This window comes from Ornatilinea apprima, from assembly GCF_001306115.1.
Taxonomy (GTDB): Bacteria; Chloroflexota; Anaerolineae; order Anaerolineales; family Anaerolineaceae; genus Ornatilinea; species Ornatilinea apprima.
The window spans coordinates 49,089-66,239 of record NZ_LGCL01000033.1 but is presented as its reverse complement, the minus strand read 5'-3'; the positions used below and the strand labels follow the sequence as shown (position 1 = coordinate 66,239).

Here is a 17,151-nt window from a genome sequence, read left to right as displayed (position 1 = left end):
GCAGCGCTACCTGGTTCATTACATAGGGCTTAAACACGGGGTGGGCTTGTTTTCTTCTCATTCCTTTATTGAATCATTGCTTTTTAAAAATGTAAAGGGGCTGTCCTCTACTTTTTGGACAGCCCCCCTTGGGGAGTAGACCTGCTGGTCTGCAAAAAATCTATTCTTCCACGGCCACCAGCACGCCGCGCACCACCAGGCGCGCCGCGTAGGCGTTGGCAGCCTCGTCAAAATCCTGGCAGGTGATCAGCGTCACCCAGTCCAATTCTTCGTGATTCATCACGCTGGTATCGTCGGGCGAGACGGTTTTCACCTCCCGCACCTCATAGATATATCGCTGCCCCCAGGCGTGAATCGCAAAGCGGTCACCCCACTTCATGTTTTTCAGGCCGGCAAACGGCCCCGGGTGGCCGTCGGCCAGGTAGGCGTGCCCGGTGATGACCGTGTTGCCCTCCCAGGTGGGGAAGGCCGTGCTTTCCAGGTACCCCGCCTGATCCCCCAGCCAGGTCAAATCCCAGCCGGTGGTGGTGGCCGGAACACCCACAATTTCGGTGTTTACACCCAACTGCGGCAGATCCAACTGCATGCCGTCCATCGCGCCGTAGGCTTTCTCCAGCGGCTGGCGGCCCACATGGGTAACCACTCCGGGGGCAAAACCGGTATCCGGCAGGGAGAAGGTCAGGTCTTGCTTAAAGACTTCGCGGCCAACATCCGCCCGGTAAGCCGTGTAGAAGAGCGTGCGCCCAATCGCCGTGAAATGCATGGGATCAGAGTTCTTACCACCCTGCTGAATATCAGTTACCCGCGTGGTGGTGCTCTCTTTATAAGGCGGAACGCTCTTCCACAACTCCATGCCATGCTCGCCGTCATTGGCGCGGAAGAACAACGCGCTGCCAATGGGGGTGAGGTATTGAATGGTGGTGCTGGCCGGCCCGTCCATAATATCAATCACCTCAAACACCGACTCCTCGTTATACGGTGGAACGGCTTTCCACAGTTCCAGGCCGCTGGCGCCATTATTGGCCAGGAAGAAAAGCGTGTCACCAATAGAGACCTTGTGGTACGGGTCAGAACTGTTGAAGCCGGTGTGGATATCATGCACGCGGTAGGTATTGGCGGCGTCATACGGCGGCTTGACCATGCGCAGCTCCTGGCCGCTGGTTACGCGGAAAGCGGTGAAAAACAAAATATCGCCAATGACGTGCAAATCATGCGCCTCAGAGCTGTATTCGCGCTTGCCAATGTCATCAATTTCGCGGGTGCTGTCGGGGTCGTAGGGCGGTTCCGAAACATACAGCTCGGTCATGTCTTCATCATCGGTGGCGACAAAGAAAAGTTTGTCGCCCATCAGCGTCAGGCTGGCCGGGGCGGCGTCGCCGCGCGGGTAAATGTCGGTTACGCGCGAGGTGGACGCGGCGTTGTAATTGGGAGTCGTCTTCCACACTTCTGTGCCGCGGCTGTCGTTGGCGGTGAAGAACAGCGTCCAGCCATAGCGGTGTAAATTCTGCGGGTTCGAGCCGGCGCGCCCGGGGAAAATATCGGCCACCTGCTCGGCGTAATGGTACGGCGGCTGAGTGCGCCACAGTTCTTTGCCAGTATTGCCGTCGTCGGCCTGAAAGAGTATCGCGTTGCCCACCACGGTCATAAATTTGGGGTTCGAACTGCCAAAGGGGTTGATATCCATCACACGCTGGGCCTGGTTGTAAGGCGGTTCGATGAACCACAGCTCGCGCCCGCTCGAACCATCATCCGCGCTGAAAAAGAGGATATCGCCGTAGGCCGTCAGCTCCTGCGGGCTGGCGTTGCCCTCACCGGGGTTGATATCGGTTACCCGCCAGGTGGTGCTTTCGCTGTACGGTGGAATGCTGATGAACAATTCAGATCCATAGTTGGTATCGTCCGCGCTGAAGAACAAAGCGTCTCCCACCGCCAGCAGCTCAAAGGGGTCAGACCCATCGGCCCCTTCATTGATATCCAGCAAAGGCGCTGGCTCAGCCGGGTTCACCCCCCCCGAATCCGCGAAAACCGCCGGAACCTGAACCATCAACAGCGCCAATGCCAGCGTCAGGCTCAGACCGGCGGCAGCCGCCCGGCGAAAGGTCTGAATAGGAATAATGGAACGCAGCATAAGACTCCTCCCCGAACAAGATAGCATAATGAGTATGAAGACAATCTTCCTGTTTACCTATGATAGCACGGACAACCGCCCAGCCCTATAGCCGGACGGCGGGTTAAAAATGGATCTGTAAGATGTACGAAAAAAATCCATTTTGGTTCTAAAAGTTCAGCAAACAAGGCGGAATACCGCTTCATTTCTCTTTAATCATAGCATAGCGTCCTCAAGCATACCTGCCTTTGCACAATCCCGCACCCGTCTTCAGGCGGGATTTGCTCACGGCGATAGGTGTACTTTTCAATCTGTTTCAATAAAACTGATGTTGAGCTAATATATAATGTTTTTATCAGAAAAATAATTCGCTTGTCTTTTGTAGATTAGATTCAAAGGTGGAAAAATGACTATAAATTCAAAAAAGGCTTGGGGGTTCTTAATTTTCTTTATCGTATTATCGATTTCTGTTTTTTTGATCCAGGCAATTTCAAATGACTTATCCAATGTATTGTTGGTGTTCTTTGAATTCCTAAAATTCGTTTTTGCAATATGCATTGGCTTATTTATAGAATTACTATTGTCAGAAGAAAGTTATCAACAAGAAATTCAAAGGGTCGTGGTCAGTGCATACCGTCGAATATCTGATATTGGAAAATCAATTTCATCAATGCAGGAAGATATTGACCAGTTAATACACCGGTATCCAACGAATAAACTTCATGAAATAGAAACCATCAAAGTGAGAGCTGATGAGATTGCAAACAATGTAGCTTCTTCGGAAGATGATTGGATTGATTTTCTAAAGAAAGATATCAAAGCTTTAGAAGAGATTGAAAAACGAAAAAAACAAATACAGAAAATTTCTAATTATTCGCATAAATATACAATTCAAACATCTCCCATCCGACAATTGGAGGAGTTTCCAGAAATCAGCAATAATGTTATTGATGAAAAAATGATAAAAAGTAGTGAACAAAGAATTGAAGAATTAAGAAGTGAGATTAATGCATTAATAGAAAGTCTTCCAGTAGCAGTTCGGACATTAATTGATGAAGAACCTTTACCTCGGGGTGGAAAGAAATCAGAATTTGTTTATCAATATTTATTCCATTATGCAAAGGAGAATGGGTTTATTCGAATACCGATCAATGTAGGTTCAGATATTAATAATAGAAAAATTGAAATAACTGCTATGAAGCCCTATAGGTTTCTTCTCCAAACAGCTTGTGGCACCGAAATAATGACAATCGCGGGAAACAATCATGATGCAATCGGAGTTGTAGAAAATCCATTTCCCAATATTTATTACAAAGATTATTTTTTTACATTGATTGATTTTTTAAAGTTATCGACCGTTGAAGAGTATATGCCCGTAATTCCTAACTCAGAGTTAGATGACACATTAGCAGGGACCGGTATTGTATTTATTAAAGTAAAAATTCAAGTAGAACAAAGCATAAGCTAATAACGATTATTCTTTGGCACAGTCATTTGAAAATTTGACATCCCAAAATGAATGTGATAAGATAACCCCTAATTGAATAGCCCCTAGCGGCGCTTCTATCCAGAGAGGTGGAGGGAACGGCCCTTTGAAACCTCGGCAACCTGGGACGTGTGGTCTTACAGCCAATGTTACGCTCTAAGGTGCCAATTCCGGCAGGATAAAATCTGGGAGATAGGAGGGCAGAACCAACGAAGATTGAAATTGCCCCCTGAAGACCGGACGGGGCAATTTTTTCTTAACCCAGGAGGCTCACCTAAATGTCTACCACTTTCATGCAATCACCGAAGTACCTGTTCACGTCCGAGTCGGTCACCGAAGGCCACCCGGACAAAATGTGCGACCAGATCAGCGATGCTGTGCTGGATGCCTGCCTCGCGCAAGACCCGCGCTCGCGCGTGGCCTGTGAAACCGCCACCAAAACCGGTTATGTCATCATTATGGGCGAAATCACCACCGAAGCTTTTGTCAACTTTGACGAGCTGGTGCGTAAAATCGTCAACGAGATCGGCTACGACCGCGGCAAAAAGGGCTTCGATGGCGATACCTGCGCCGTGCTTTCCGCCATTTCCCAGCAGTCCACCGACATTGCCATGGGCGTGGATAAGGCGCTGGAAGCCAAAACCGGCGAAATGACCGATGAAGAAATAGAGAAACTGGGCGCTGGCGACCAGGGTATGATGTTCGGCTATGCCTGCAACGAAACCCCCGTGCTGATGCCCATGCCCATTTACCTGGCCCACAAGCTCACCCGCCGCCTGGCCGAAGTGCGCAAGAACGGCACCCTGCCCTACCTCTACCCGGATGGCAAATCCCAGGTTACCGTGGAATACAGCTTCGGCAAGCCCGTGCGCGTTCCCACCGTGGTAATCAGCACCCAGCACAGCGCCGACGTGGAGCAGGAGCAGATCCGCAAAGACGTGATCGAGCATGTGATTAAGCCCATCATCCCCACCGAGCTGCTGGACAGCGAAGCTGAGATTTATGTCAACCCCACCGGCCGCTTTGTCATCGGCGGGCCTTTGGGCGACGCCGGCCTGACCGGGCGCAAAATCATCGTCGACACCTACGGCGGCATGGGCCGTCACGGCGGCGGCGCCTTCTCCGGCAAAGACTGCACCAAAGTCGACCGCTCGGCCGCCTATGCCGCGCGCTGGGTAGCCAAGAACGTGGTGGCCGCCGGCCTGGCCGACCGCTGCGAAATCCAATTGGCCTACGCCATCGGTGTGGCCCACCCGCTGAGCATCAACGTGGAAACTTTCGGCACCGGCAAAGTCGCCGACGAGCGCATCGCCGAGCTGATCCGCGAAAACTTCGACCTGCGCCCCGGCGCCATCATCCGCGACCTGGACCTGCGCAAACCGGTCTACCGCCAGGTAGCTGCGTACGGTCACTTTGGCCGCGACGACCTGGACCTGACCTGGGAGCGCACCAACAAAGCCGACGCGCTGCGCAAAGCCGCCGGTCTCTAATCACCCACTATTGAAATACAGCAGCGCGCGGGAAATCCCGCGCGCTGTTTTGATTGGAAAGCTGATCACCGCTCTTTCACCCTTCCCTGCATCGCGGGGAAGGGTCGCGCCGCAGGCGCGGGGATGAGGTATCGCTTCGCATTGGTGGGTTTCGGGCGGTTTGAGATGCATTAAAAAAGGCTTGCCTGCCGCCCTCCACCACACCCTACCCATTAACGAATTTTGGCCCACTCTTTCACCCTTCCCTGCATCGCGGGGAAGAGTCGCGCCGCAGGCGCGGGGATGGGGCATGCTTCACAACAGCAACGGCAGCATGCTATGCTGACGCTACAGAAAATAACCTGATTGGATGGCATGTAGGGGCTGCACAGTGTGCAGCCCTCTGCCTTCCACCCATCCCTGCGCCGCGGGGATGGGGTATCGCCCGCCCGGTTTCCTTACCTTCGAATCAACTGGTTGCGCTCCGGGCCAACCGAAACCCATCTGGCCGGCACGCCGCTGATTTCTTCAATGAACTCCACATAGACGCGCGCCTCGGATGGCAAATCTTCCCAGCGCGTGATTCCCTGCAGGTCGCCCGTCCAGCCGGGGAAGCTGCGGTACACCGGTTGGGCACTCTCCAGCGCCAAAAACTCCTGCCCGGCCTGCACGCCCGCATAGCCCACGCACACCTTGATCTCTTCCAGCCCCGAGAGCACATCCAGCTTGGTCAGCGCCAGCTCATCCACATGGTTGGTGCGCGCCACATGGCGCAGCATCACCCCGTCCAGCCAGCCGATGCGCCGCGGGCGGCCGGTGGTGGTGCCAAACTCATCCCACTGCTTGCTGCCGTCGCCGCGCAGGTATGCCGCGATCTCATCACGCAGCTCGGTGGGGAAAGGCCCCTCACCCACCCGCGTCTGGAAGACCTTGGCCACCCCAATCACGCGCGCCTCGCGGCGCAGGCCAATCCCCAACCCGACCAGGGCGTTGGCCGCCACCGTGCTGGAGCTGGTTACATACGGATAGGTTCCGTAGTCAATATCCAGCAGAGCGCCCTGCGCCCCCTCAGCGATCACATACCGTCCGGCATCCAGCGCGTCGATCAGAATCTCGCTCACATCGGCAATGTACGGGCGCAGTTGCTCGGCATAGCCCAGATAATCGCGCACAATCGGTTCCACGTCCAGCGCGGGCTGCTGGAACACACCGTTCAACTCGGCGTTGATACTCTCCAGGTTGCGCCGCAGAATTTCTTCCATTCGCCGCGCGTCCAGCAGATCCACAAAGCGCAGGTTGCTGCGGCGCGCCTTATGCTCATAGGCCGGGCCAATCCCGCGCCCGGTGGTGCCGATCTTGCGCGCGCCCAGGCTGGCCTCGCGGGCCGCGTCAAGCGCGCGGTGGCCGGGGGTGATCACCTGGGCCACATGCGAGATTTTCAGGCGGTCGGGCTCAATGCGCACACCCGCGCCGCGCAGCATTTGCATCTCTTCCAATAAAACGCCGGGGTTAATCACCATGCCCCCGCCCAGCACGCCAAAAGTCTGCGGGTAAATAATGCCCGAGGGGATCAGGTGCAGCTTGTAAACGCGCTCGCCAATCCGGATGGTATGCCCGGCGTTATCGCCGCCGGCAAAGCGCGCCACATAGTCCGCCTCACCCGAGAGCATATCCACAAAACGGCCTTTGCCCTCATCGCCCCATTGCATTCCAATCAATATATCCAGGGTCATAATCGTCCTTCTCCGCGGTTCAAATTCCTCCCGCGCACCGCCGGCAGACAGCGCGCGGCAGCGCAGTTCGCTGATTTCATCATCATTTCAGGCGGCGGGGAGTAGTAGAAGCCAGGCAAGCCCGGCCTTTTCCAGCCGCCAATCATAGCATAAAACCGTCCAACCTGGCGGCCTTATTTCTCTTCCGCGGACTCCTCGGCAGAGGTCTCCGACTCTATTATGGCCTCCACAGCCGATTCCTCTACCACCACCGGGGCGGCCTCGACCGTTACTACGCGCGGGGTTTTGAACAGCTCGCGCCCGTAAATAAAAATAGCCACCTGCGCTAAAAAGACCCACACCAGCAGCAAGGTGATGCTCACCGCGGCAATTTTCACCCAGGTGGGCAGATTCTGAATGGCCACCGCCAGGCTGCCGCGCACATCGGTTACCGTGGTCTGATATGACTCGACCACCTCGCGCGTCTCCGCCAGGTTGTCTTGAATATCCGCCAGGCTGGTGGCCAGCTTGCGGGTATCTTTGCTTAACTGCACCAGGCTGCCCGAGGTGGTCTGCATATCCACCGACATTTGCCCCAGCGCGGTGGGCAGATCGTTCATGCTGGCCGAGACGTCGCTGACGCTGTCCGAGAGGGGTACTTCCGGTTTATACGAGCGGCCAATGAACGGCACCGAGGCCACAAAACCAAGCGTATCATCAATCAGGCGCGCCGTTTTGGTCATCGTATTAAGCGCCGCGCGCGTGCCTTTGACCATATCACCCAGCGTATCACCCACCACGTCCGCCACCGCCGATGTTACCTCAGAGGTCGATTCGAGTGTGCCGGCCAGGGTATCCACGGTGGTTTCCACCAGTTGAATGCTCTTCTCGGCCTGCTCCAGCGACGAGTCGGCGACTTTTAGCAAGCCTTCGGTGGCCGCCAGCGTTTCATCCAGCGAGGTCGCCGCTGTCACCAGCCCGTTGCTGACGTGCGGCTCTACCCGCCATACCAGGTAAATCCCCGTCGCGCTGATCACCCAGCCCAAAATTGCCGAGACCATCATCAACAGCGCCGCGATGCGGTAAAAGAATCGTTTCATAGCTGCCTCCCAAAACAAAAAAAGTGCATTGGATGCGCAGCAGCCGCGCCGCAACCCCCCACCGGCCGGCAGCCGCTTAACTGTATTGTAGCGTGATTCAGGCCAGATGCGAAAAGAAATCCCCCGGAGATGTACGACCGGGGGATGGGGGGGAAAGGATGAAAATGATTACGAATTAGTTGACGGTGACCCGCAGGCCCTCAAACGCCAATTGGCTGGCGGGCACCGGCTCAGCGATGATGAACAGGCGACCCCACGAAGGTTCGTTGCCCTGCCAGATGCAGGTTTGCAGCACCAGGTTGCCCTCACCCGCGCCAAAGGTGCGGTGGAACAGCTCGGTGGCGCTGATCTGTTTTTGGCTGGCGTCACTCAGGTCAATAAAATTGGAGTAGGGGCTGTTGGGGCTGAGCGCCTGGTAGCGCTGCATCTGGCTCACGCGGTAAGCCGCCTGGCTGCCGTTGCCGAAGATCAGAACAATCTCGTCGCCGGGCTGGATGTCGAAGAAGGCCTCACCCGCCAGGTGATTATGGGCCAGCACGCCCGTGTTGCCAAACTGATCGGCCAGCATAAACTGGGTCACTTCGCCGTCGCGCGAGGAGACAAACACCGGGTCACCGGCGGGCTGCTGCACCACCGGCAGCGCCAGCACGTCTTCCACGTACAGGCCGGCCAGCCGCTGCGCGTCGCCGCCTTGTACCGCGTCGATAAACTCATTCAAGGCGGGCAGGGAAGCCGGGTCGGTCACACTGCTGCCCACACCGGTTACCGCCACTGGCGCCAGCGCGGGAGAAGCGCCCATCAGCGCCAACCCCAGGCCGATCAACACGATTGCTTGTACCAGTTTCTTGCTCGCCAGCTTCATTTCGGACCGCTCCATCTCATTAAGTTATTTATTGATAAATATTTGGTTATGATTCTATTACCAGTAAGTTATAAAAGCATAATACCTGATAAACCTGACGGGATCAATCCTTTTTGCGCCCACTTTGCAAGACTGTAAAGCCCCCTCAGCCCCCCGATTCGCGCTTTTTTCCAGCGCCCAATCGGGTACAATCGAATCAAAACCACTCCGCGAGGTACTGGATGAAACCCAATAAAACCTTCTGGATCGCCCTGATCCTGGTACTTCTGGCCACCACGGCCTGCCGCGTCAGCCTGCCCAACAGCCTCTCCACGCAAACCCAGCAGCCCACCAGCGCGCTGCCCAGCCTGCCCCAAGGCGGCCTGCCAGACAGCAGCGAGGGTCCCGTGCTGCTGCGCGGCAGCCTGAACTACACCAACGACTTTGTGACCGAGATCTACTATGTGGAGCACGCCGTGGGGTTGATTGACCTGACCGGCTTTGTGCTGCGCGATCAGGAATGGGAGCTGCCGGTCAAGTCGCAGGTGTTGGGCTACATGGACTTGAACGCCGACGCCAACAGCGCTACTTACATGCTCTCGCTGCCGGCCCTGCCGCTGGGCGAATTCAATGACGTGGATCAGGACCTGGCCGCCGAACAGGGCGTGCAGGTCTTTGCCGTGGCCTACTCGCCCAACCTCTCCGGCGGACCCTTCTCCGAAGGCGATGACCGCTCGCTGGGCTGGCCCAGCTTCTTCGCCTCCATCAAAGCCGACCCCGAGAACAAAGACGAGATCACCGGCGGGCGATTGCTGGTCTGGTCGCCCGACGACCAGCAGAATTTCCCCAGCGGCTTTGGCGACGACGGCCTGCTCTTCACCGCCGACGACCCCTCCGCCCCACTGCCGGCCGGTTATTCGGTCATTGACCTCGACCAGAGCCCCTTCACCGTCATCCGCGACCGCGAAGTGGACCTGAACCTCTACGAGCCGGACGATGTGGCGATTAAAGACTTCAGCGCCATGAGCTACACCGCCGCCTTCGACAAAATGTTTGAAACCGTCAAAAAGGAATACGCCTTCACCGACATCCCCGGCAAAGCCCCCGACTGGGACGCGCTCTACGACCAGGTTGCCCCGCTGGTGCAGCAGGCCGAAAGCCAGAACTCGGCAGAAGCCTACTACGACGCCCTGCGCCTGTTCACCTACGCCTTCAAAGATGGGCACGTCTCGCTCAACGCCGAAGGCCTCACCGGCCAGGCCTACTCCATGGCCGCCGCCTTTGGCTACGGTTTCGCCGCGCGCGAGCTGGATGACGGGCGCGTGATCGTGGTGTTTGTGGCCCCCGGCGGCCCCGCCGCCCAGGCCGGCCTGCGCGTGGGCGATGAGCTGCTGCAGATGAACGGCCAGGCCATTGCAGACGCGATCAGCGCCGTGCAGCCCTTCACCGCCCCCTTCTCCACCGATTTCGCCCTGCGCTACGAGCAGGTGCGCTTCCTCTCCCGCGCCCCCGAAGGCACCCGCGCCAGGCTGGTGTGGCGCGCCGCGGGCGGGGCGCAGCGCTCGGCCGAGCTGACCGCCGGGCTGGACATCGACACCTTCGACGCCACCTCGCCCTACCAGAACTACGACCCCAACGCTCTGCCGGTGGATTTCACCATCCTGCCCTCAAACCTGGGCTACGTGCGCGTCAACTCCAACTACGACGACCTCGGCCTGCTGGTGCGCCTGTTTGAGCGCGCCCTGCAGACCTTTGAACTCAATGAAGTGGACGGCGTGATCATCGACATGCGCCTCAACTTTGGCGGCGCGCCGTTGGGCCTGGCCGGCAACCTGACCGATGAAAAAATTCTCATGGGCCAATTGGAATATTACAGCGACGCCACCGGCCAATTCGAGCCGGAAGGCCTGCGCGACAAGGTCTACCCCAGCGTAAAACAGTTCCGCTTCGACAGCCTGGCCCTGCTGGTCGACCAGACCTGCTACTCGGCCTGCGAGATCGAAGCCTACGCCTTCAGCCAGGTGCCGGGCATGCTCGTCATCGGGCAGTACCCCACCGCCGGCGTGGAAGCCGAAGTCTCGCGCGGGCAGTTCACCCTGCCGGAAGGCATCGAGCTGCAGGTGCCCACCGGGCGCTTCCTGCTGCCCGACGGCTCCGTCTTCCTTGAGGGCGCGGGCGTGCAGCCCGCCCTCGACGTGCCGATTGACGAAGCCAGCGTCCTCTCCGGCGAAGACGTGGTGCTGCAAGCCGCCGAAGAAGCCCTGCTCAACATCAACGGCCAGTAAACGCCCTAATAGCAACTCCCCCCAGGGCCGCTGGGGGGAGTTTTTTTGAATCAGCCAGAAAGGATTATGTTATAATCACCGGTGCGCTGAGGGCCCGTAGCTCAGCGGCAGAGCGCGCGGCTCATAACCGCTTGGTCGAAGGTTCGAATCCTTCCGGGCCCACAATTACAAATTTTTTAGCGGGGATATCTTATTAATGGTAAGCGAATGGCTTACCTTTTTTAATTTCTACAGGCAACAGCTTTGTGTACAGTCTTATTGAATGCCGACAAAACGGATAGGGGAATTTGTTGTTAAAACCGCTCATTGATTAATTCAATTAAGAATATAATAGATTCATTGGGGGGTTACCAAAAAAGCACTTCATGTTGATATCTCCCAATTAGATAGATCCCATGCATCTATATAACAGTCTTTCAGGGATTGTTATACGGAATGAATGCAGTATATCCAGTAGTTGGGCGCATAAGATTTTCTACACTTACAGCATAGGGAACACCATTTAGGAATACCCCTAAAAGACAATCAGAACAACCTGAGTCGTGTAGGTAAAATTTCCGCGGCTTCTGTCCGTGTGAAAAACACCCACAGTCAGCAGGCATCAATAACCAGTATTGGTTTTTTGGAAAATTATTAAGAAATGCATGGAGGTCAGCCATCGTATGAAAAGTCAGATTTGTGAACGATGTGGCGGTGGTGAGTTTGTTGATCGAGATGGGTATAGAATTTGTCAATATTGCAATACTAAATATCTGGTAACGCCCGATGACGTAACACAGAAAGGATCAAGTATTGCTCTTGACAATGATATTAAGATGTTGTTGCAAAAATGTCAGGATGATCCTGCGAATGCACGCAGGTATGCAAGTTTAGTTTTAGATATAGATCCTGGCAATGTAGATGCTGTCAAATTCCTTAAAAGAAGGTAATTGGAGGCAACTTATGAAAACAAAGGATGTAGCAACTCAATATGGTTTAGACAAGGATAAGTTTGAAGCCTTTTTAAGGCAGTCGAATTATAAATCTCAAATTAAAGATGGTTTCCTAGGAATGACGATTGATGATGGCGCAAATGTAAGTGCAATAATCGGAGATTTTAAAAAGTATGAAGATGAGAAAGCTAAAGAAGATGCAAGATTAAAAAAGGCTGAGGAAGAAAAAAAAGCAGTCTTGGCCAGCATGCTCATTACATCAGGGTTCAATTTTGATGGCTATACAATAACAAAATATTCTGGCTATATTTCAGGCGATGACGCTATTTCGGTAGACAGGGGAATGTCTGGTAGCATATTTAGTTCGCCTACCAATGTCCAGGACATGCTCATGGAGTCTCTGGTAAGAATTAGGAGGAATGCTTTAGCAGAATTAAAGGAAGCAGCCTATGCGTTGGGGTGTAATGCTGTAATAGGTGTGGATTTCGATTATTTGACACTGGATCCACAAACGGCAAACGCTGGTGGTGGCACAACCTACCTGCCATACGTTTTTGGGGTTACTGCTAACGGGAATGCTGTAGTAATAGAAAAGATAGAAAACTTCAAAAATTCAAGTACCCATATTCCACAAACCACTAACATGATTGCCCAGGAGGATCCCGTTATTTTTCCTAAATCAGACCCCAGGGAAGTTATATGCCCTAAGTGTCATGTGCCGATGATTATACAAACAGCCACAAATGGTGAAAATCAAGGAAAAAAGTTTTATGTCTGCCCGAACTATAAACAATGTCAGCAATTCTTTCCGGTCGAATAACTCAAAATCCCGAACACACCCGACACTGTTTGCAGCGGACAAAAGCAGGGTGGTTCTCCGCTTTTGCCGCTAAAACCAGCCGTTGGGCTGCAAGGAAATCGAATGTCACACCAATTAAATCTTGAAAGTGTAATTGAGAAATTAGTTCTTCTTCAGCACTTTGCCCACGGCAGTAAAGAATATTGCCGTGAAAGATTGGCTGGATCCGAAAAAGACATTGGGGATGCTGAATTTGATGACTATTGGGTTTGGGCAAAAGGTCTTGTTAGTTCATATATATTGGAATGCAGTATTAGGGTTCGAGTTTTACTCGATACGGTTTCAGATAAACCAGAAGCGAAAGAAATAGCGAAAATTGACATAGAATCGATTTCAGGTCTGACACTTGGCAAGGTAGTAAAGGGGGATTTTGATCTGTCAATTCGAGAATCGTGTAACAAAATCATTCATGCAAAAAAAGTTTTTCCTGTATGGCAAAATGCTTTTGAAAAAGATGTAGAATTTCGATACTGGAGTGGTGAGTTCAACTTAATAGGCACAAAGGGAAAAGATGAGTGGGAAGTGATTTTACATATTGCATCTTGGGCAAGAGCGGTTGAAAAATTTCTAACAAACATTGATTTACAAGATTTAATTATTTATGTTGGTCAAGATTGGTATTAATTACAAAATGCAGCCCAACAAAGCGTGCACCGGCCGTGTGGCACACTTTGCGTCCTGCTCCCAGGTGGAGTCCACGCCCGCCCATACGCAGGTATCGCTTGCAATTGATCTAGTTATTGAATCATCAACTTCAGTGAAAATCATTAATCCTGACAGGAGTGATTATGAGTGTGAAACTTGAAAATGACTTTGCCGAGCTACTAAAACAGAAATTAGAAGAAGCATTAAACCAACGTGGCAAAGTAAATATCGTTGTTGCTGGTAAAACGGGGGTTGGCAAAAGCACGCTTGTTAACGCGGTCTTTCAAGGCAATTTGGCTGAGACTGGAGATGGACGCCCTGTTACCAAGACAACTAGAGAAATCAATAAAGAAGGAATTCCCCTCAGCATATTCGATACTCGCGGGCTGGAAGTAAGCGAGTATCATAATACTGTTCATGATCTGGAAAAACTTATACAGGACAAGAAAAAAAGCAAAGACCCGAACCAGCATATTCATATCGCCTGGGTCTGCGTGATGGAAGGCTCTCGTCGTGTTGAAGATGCTGAAATTAAACTTGTAGAAATGCTGGATAAATATATTCCAGTCGTTGGGGTGATTACAAAAAGCATGTCGGACAGTGGTTTTCGGCATACCGTCCAAGAACTTTTACCACAAACTCGAAATGTGGTTAGAGTTCTTGCAAAAGAAACGGTGTTTGATGGCGGATATACTATTCCAGCAATGGGGCTTGATAATCTTGTGGAACTTACAATGACCCTTGTTCCCGAAACTCAAAGAGATGCACTTGCTGCCGCTCAAAAGGTAAGCCTCAATCACAAACTGCAAAGAGCGCATACAGTAGTAGGTGGAGCAGCTATTACTGCTGGTGGCGCAGGTGCTGTTCCTCTTCCTTTCTCTGATGCGCTTGCGATTATTCCGATTCAAATATCAATGCTTGCTAGTATAAGCGCGGTTTGGGGGCTTCCCATATCAACTGCGTTTCTGGGTACTCTGGTTAGCGGAGCTATTACAGGTTCTGCGGGCACATTAGTAGGGCGTGCAACAGCTGGAGCATTATTGAAGTTGATACCTGGAATTGGATCTACAGCAGGAGGGGCAATAAGCGCTGGTGTAGCCAGTACTCTGACAATTGCCTTTGGAGAAGCCTATATAACAGCCCTCTATGTGCTTACTAAAGATGATCCAAGCCGAATACCTACAGCAGAAGAAATCCGCGATGAGTTTATGCGCCAATTGAAATCACTCAAGAAAGAACCAGCGGTGGATTAACAAAGCACGCACCTGATAAGCAGGATTCTGTGCCATTTTCGAGCATTTTCCAGGAAGTACAGAATCCTGCTCCCAAGCAGAAATCACGCCCGCCTACACGCGGAAGGAACTGACGGATGAGAAAATTGATTGTGCTTGAACATATCTCCCTGGATGGCGTGATTCAAGCCCCAGGCGGACCAGACGAAGATCCCAGCGGTGGCTTCGCGCATGGCGGGTGGATCAGTCCATTTTCCGATGAGATTCTTGGAACGTTATTGAGAAGGCAAATGAACACGCCGTTTGATCTCTTGCTGGGGCGCACAACTTTTGAAATTTGGGAGGCGTATTGGCCTGAACACTCGGATGTTTGGCCGGAAGTCAACCAGGCGACTAAGTATGTTGCCTCGAACAACAGAACTTATAGTCAATGGCAGCCGTCTGTATTTTTAAGCGGAGACATTGCAGAAAAAGTCGCCAGCCTCAAACAACAGCAAGGTCCAGATTTACACGTTTGGGGAAGTGGTAATCTTATTCAGACGCTCATCAAACATAATCTGGTAGACACGTTCTGGCTGATGATCTATCCAATCACATTGGGCGCTGGCAAGCGGTTGTTTTCTGACGGCGCACTCCCAATGGCGTTCAAGGTAACCGAAAGCACAATCACCCCGAATGGTGTCGTTGTTATGAATTACGAGCGCGCCCCCCTTTGAGCCAATCCCATCAGCCGAATTAAGCGATAATAATCCATATTCCATCCACCAGGGGGGTTGCGTATGCGACTCCAGTTCTCATCCAATAAAATCTCCAACCAGGCCCGCGCCGCTTTTGGGTTCGCGCTGGGGCTGGTCTTGATGCTGGCGGTGGTTCAAGTCTTCCTGGTCAATCACTTTGATTTCGATAACATGCGCCGTGGAACCGGTCTGCTGCTCAGCGGGGTGAACCCCTGGGCGCCGCAAACGCGCATCCCCCATTATTACAACCCGCCCTTCTCGGTGCTCTTCTTGTGGCCGCTGCTCTTCACCACCCCGCACCTCATGCTGGTCATCGGCGGCGCGCTGATCTTCGCGGTGATCTTTTACCAAAAAACCTGGGCGGCCCTGGCCTGGTTTGCCACCAACACCTTTCTGTGGCTGGTGGCGGCGGGCGGCGTGGACCTGTACCTGATCGGCGCCGGGCTGCTGCTGCTCTTCGCCAGCGACCGGGCGCCCCGGCGCTGGCTGCAAACGGCTCTGCGCGTGCTGGGCTACGGCTTTCTGATGGTCAAGCCGCAGGGCGGGCTGTTCATCTGCGTTTTCTACGCCCTCAAACGCCGCGATTGGGCGGGTGTGCTGGTCAGCGGGCTGCTCTATGGGGTCTTGTTCGCGCCGCTCTACCCCCACTGGCTGCGCGTGTTGATCAGCGACCCGCCCCAGGCGCAGAATGAGGCCTCGCAAAGCCTGCTGATTCAGTTTGGCCCCTGGGCTTGCGCCGCGCTGGCCGGGCTGGTGCTGGTCTCTCGCCGCTGGAAGTACTGGCAAATCGGCGGGGCGCTGGCGGGCATTCTCATGCCCTACGGCATGCCCGGCATTCCCGCCCTGCTGACCCTCTCAGCCGCGGGCAATCTGGCCGCTGCCCCGGCTTACGTTCTCTTCTCCGCCGGGCTGGCCTGGCTCACCTGGACCGGCATCCCCACCCCGCAGATCATGGGCATTTATCACCTCGGCATGATCGGCCTGGCGCTGGTGCTGGCCTGCCTGCTCCCCGCTCCCGAAGAATCAGACGCCGATACCATCGATCTGCGCCTCACCACGCTGCTCAAACACGCCCGGCGATGGAAGAACCGTCGCGGCTTACCCACCCTGTAACACAACCCCTCCCGTCTGGCCACCCGGCTCGCGCCAACTGCCGCGTTTCAGCGCGGATTTTTTTACGCGCATTTTATCCGCGCCTATATCAAATCTAAATCCGCGCTGATTAGCATGGTCATTAACCCATTCGGGCAAACCACATCCGGTCAAAATGACACACAGGAGGCACAATTGATGATGAACGGCATTCAAGGCGCGGGCGGACCTCCGCCCATGGGCGGTATGGGCGGCATGCGCGGCCCGCAGCAGCTCAGCGAAGAGCAGAAACAAACCGTGCAGGATCTGCTGGAGGAATACGAAGAGGAAGAAATCACCACCGAAGATGCCAAAGAACTCTTTGAAGCCTTCAAAGAGGCTGGCATTCGCGGACCCGGCTTGCGCGAGGCGATTGAAGAAGCCGGTTTCAACGCCGACGAGCTGTTCTCCAAGGCGCACGACGGCCAAAAACCGCCCGCTCCACCGTCTGGCGGCCGGCAGGTGAACAGCGCGTCTCTGCAGTCGCTGCAATCCATTCTCGAACAGTACGATCTGGAAAATATGGACCAGGAACAGGCCAACCAGCTCTACTCACAGCTCAATCAGGCCGGTCTGCTGCGCGCCGGTGGAATGATTGACATTACCACCTGAGTT

14 protein-coding genes, 1 tRNA gene and 1 riboswitch are annotated in these 17,151 nt (G+C 54.0%); of the genes, 11 read left to right on the top strand and 4 right to left on the bottom strand.

Annotated elements, in window-relative coordinates:
* Window positions 1-160: 160 nt before the first annotated feature.
* Window positions 161-2,128, bottom strand: a complete 1,968-nt coding sequence (locus ADN00_RS14360; RefSeq protein WP_075063688.1) for a sortase — start codon at window positions 2,126-2,128, stop codon at window positions 161-163.
* A 385-nt stretch (window positions 2,129-2,513) separates the two neighbouring features.
* On the opposite strand from ADN00_RS14360, the gene ADN00_RS14355 reads away from it, so the two are divergent.
* The gene (locus ADN00_RS14355) at window positions 2,514-3,575 is read left to right on the top strand and encodes a hypothetical protein (protein ID WP_075063687.1); all 1,062 of its coding nucleotides are present in this window, start codon (window positions 2,514-2,516) and stop codon (window positions 3,573-3,575) included.
* 92 nt (window positions 3,576-3,667) lie between these two features.
* A riboswitch (SAM riboswitch) is annotated at window positions 3,668-3,792 on the top strand.
* A 94-nt stretch (window positions 3,793-3,886) separates the two neighbouring features.
* A complete protein-coding gene (gene metK, locus ADN00_RS14350; RefSeq protein ID WP_075063693.1) occupies window positions 3,887-5,083 on the top strand; it encodes a methionine adenosyltransferase in 1,197 nt (398 codons plus the stop codon).
* 437 nt (window positions 5,084-5,520) lie between these two features.
* Here the strand turns inward: metK and ADN00_RS14345 are convergent, their stop codons facing one another.
* From ADN00_RS14345 to ADN00_RS14335, 3 genes are all read right to left on the bottom strand, one after another.
* Window positions 5,521-6,795 (bottom strand): adenylosuccinate synthase, encoded by a 1,275-nt coding sequence (locus ADN00_RS14345; RefSeq protein ID WP_075063686.1) that lies wholly within the window; start codon window positions 6,793-6,795, stop codon window positions 5,521-5,523.
* A 173-nt stretch (window positions 6,796-6,968) separates the two neighbouring features.
* Window positions 6,969-7,874 (bottom strand): hypothetical protein, encoded by a 906-nt coding sequence (locus tag ADN00_RS14340; RefSeq protein WP_075063685.1) that lies wholly within the window; start codon window positions 7,872-7,874, stop codon window positions 6,969-6,971.
* A gap of 175 nt (window positions 7,875-8,049) precedes the next feature.
* Entirely contained in the window at window positions 8,050-8,736 is a 687-nt protein-coding gene (locus ADN00_RS14335; protein WP_075063684.1) for a sortase family protein, read from the bottom strand.
* A 221-nt stretch (window positions 8,737-8,957) separates the two neighbouring features.
* On the opposite strand from ADN00_RS14335, the gene ADN00_RS14330 reads away from it, so the two are divergent.
* The 9 genes from ADN00_RS14330 to ADN00_RS14295 all read left to right on the top strand — a co-directional run bounded on the left by ADN00_RS14330 (window position 8,958) and on the right by ADN00_RS14295 (window position 17,148).
* Window positions 8,958-11,000: a S41 family peptidase gene (locus ADN00_RS14330; protein WP_075063683.1), complete on the top strand. Its 2,043-nt coding sequence runs from the start codon at window positions 8,958-8,960 to the stop codon at window positions 10,998-11,000.
* Between the two features lie 90 nt (window positions 11,001-11,090).
* Window positions 11,091-11,162, top strand: a tRNA-Ile gene (locus ADN00_RS14325).
* A 500-nt stretch (window positions 11,163-11,662) separates the two neighbouring features.
* Window positions 11,663-11,929, top strand: a complete 267-nt coding sequence (locus ADN00_RS19860; RefSeq protein ID WP_152966366.1) for a TFIIB-type zinc finger domain-containing protein — start codon at window positions 11,663-11,665, stop codon at window positions 11,927-11,929.
* A gap of 13 nt (window positions 11,930-11,942) precedes the next feature.
* Window positions 11,943-12,752, top strand: a complete 810-nt coding sequence (locus ADN00_RS14320) for a heavy metal-binding domain-containing protein (RefSeq protein WP_075063682.1) — start codon at window positions 11,943-11,945, stop codon at window positions 12,750-12,752.
* 102 nt (window positions 12,753-12,854) lie between these two features.
* Window positions 12,855-13,415 (top strand): hypothetical protein, encoded by a 561-nt coding sequence (locus ADN00_RS14315; RefSeq protein ID WP_075063681.1) that lies wholly within the window; start codon window positions 12,855-12,857, stop codon window positions 13,413-13,415.
* Window positions 13,416-13,579: 164 nt separating this feature from the next.
* Window positions 13,580-14,689: a YcjF family protein gene (locus tag ADN00_RS14310; protein ID WP_075063680.1), complete on the top strand. Its 1,110-nt coding sequence runs from the start codon at window positions 13,580-13,582 to the stop codon at window positions 14,687-14,689.
* 116 nt (window positions 14,690-14,805) lie between these two features.
* The gene (locus ADN00_RS14305) at window positions 14,806-15,384 is read left to right on the top strand and encodes a dihydrofolate reductase family protein (protein ID WP_075063679.1); all 579 of its coding nucleotides are present in this window, start codon (window positions 14,806-14,808) and stop codon (window positions 15,382-15,384) included.
* A 63-nt stretch (window positions 15,385-15,447) separates the two neighbouring features.
* Window positions 15,448-16,518 (top strand): hypothetical protein, encoded by a 1,071-nt coding sequence (locus ADN00_RS14300; RefSeq protein ID WP_075063678.1) that lies wholly within the window; start codon window positions 15,448-15,450, stop codon window positions 16,516-16,518.
* A gap of 180 nt (window positions 16,519-16,698) precedes the next feature.
* Window positions 16,699-17,148 carry a hypothetical protein gene (locus ADN00_RS14295; RefSeq protein ID WP_160317534.1) on the top strand — a complete coding sequence of 150 codons (450 nt, stop codon included), beginning with the start codon at window positions 16,699-16,701 and terminating at the stop codon, window positions 17,146-17,148.
* Window positions 17,149-17,151: the final 3 nt, after the last annotated feature.